This is a genomic window from Microcoleus sp. AT3-D2 (assembly GCF_036705715.1).
Lineage (GTDB): Bacteria > Cyanobacteriota > Cyanobacteriia > Cyanobacteriales > Microcoleaceae > Microcoleus.
The window spans coordinates 1-1,372 of the sequence record NZ_JAUBVE010000201.1 but is presented as its reverse complement, the minus strand read 5'-3'; the positions used below and the strand labels follow the sequence as shown (position 1 = coordinate 1,372).

Genomic DNA, 1,372 nt, shown 5'->3' with positions numbered 1-1,372 from the left:
ATGCTAAAACTTCGTTGTGCTTACCTCAACGACCTCTTGGCCATTTGAGGCTTTTGCAAAACCGGGATGCTCCCGGATCATAAATAGGGCTTGCTGAATAATCGATCACATATTGCGTGGCCAAAAGTTTCGCTCGTGCGATCAAGAGTAAAGTGCAAGAAAAACGGTTAAAATAGATCAAAACCCGTGCATCACCATATGTAATCGTGTACCGAAAAGCTGAGCTTGCTCCTTCCTCACCCTCCGACTTTGAACTTCCCTCATGTGGAAAGTTGTCAGCAGATAACCGTTGGATAAAGATGGCCCAAGTAATACCCTGGTCAGAATTTGAATCAGAATATGCTGAAAACTTCCCCACAGAAAAGGGCGCACCCACCAAATCATTTCGGATGGCATTAGGGGCATTAATTATCAAAGAAAAATTAGGAATTAGCGACCGCGAAACGGTAGAACAGATCCGGGAAAACCCCTATCTACAATACTTGATCGGTCAATCAAGTTACAGTAATGAACTCGCATTTGACTCATCTCTATTAGTTCACTTTAGGCAACGGATTAGTCTGAACCTAATTAATAAAGTCAACGAACGCCTGGTCGAAAAAATGCGATAACTCACGCCAGCCAAACCTGAAAAAAAAAGATTCGGACGGCAAAAATGAGTCACTAAATCACGGAAAACTAATCATAGACGCTCCCTCGGCCCCAGCCGATATTAGTTATCCGACCGACTTAGGACTATTAAACAAAGCCAGAGTTCACACCGAAAAAATTATAGACATCCTCTATAAACCTCTAAAAAATCAAATCAAAAATAAACCAAGAACCTACCGGAATCAGGTCAGAAAAGATTACTTGTTAATTGCCAAACAAAAACGACCCACTCGCAACAAACAAAGACAGGCAATCAAAAACAACTCCAATACATCAAAAGAAACCTCGGTCATATTCAACAGCTAATCGAGTTAGGTGCAACCCTAGAAAGTCTGAATAAAAAGCAATATAAAACGTTGCTCGTCCTCACAGAAGTCTATCGGCAACAGCTCTGGTTATTTGAAAACTATAAACAGAGCATATCCGACAGAATAGTAAGCTTACAGCACTTTGCGTGACTAAGAGGTACAGTAACAGCAGTGAGCAAAATAATTTTCGATTTGCTTACTTGAACATAATTTCACTCCCAATTCCAAGAGTTTTTCCACAATCTGTACACTTCGAGGTACAAATCTCCTGAGCCCTGCCTTTAATTCCCACCATAAATGTTCGATCGGGTTAAATTCCGGTGAGTACGGTGATAAATAAGCTGTTGCACATTTAAACTGTGATACAAGCATTGCCCTTATTTTTGATTTTGCGACCCCATTTAATTATTAAT

At 40.5% G+C, this 1,372-nt stretch carries 1 pseudogene; it reads left to right on the top strand.

Annotated features, from left to right (window positions below):
• Positions 1-206: 206 nt before the first annotated feature.
• Positions 207-1,094 (top strand): annotated as a pseudogene (locus tag QUB44_RS30870) (transposase); the annotation flags it as partial.
• Positions 1,095-1,372 lie beyond the last annotated feature (278 nt).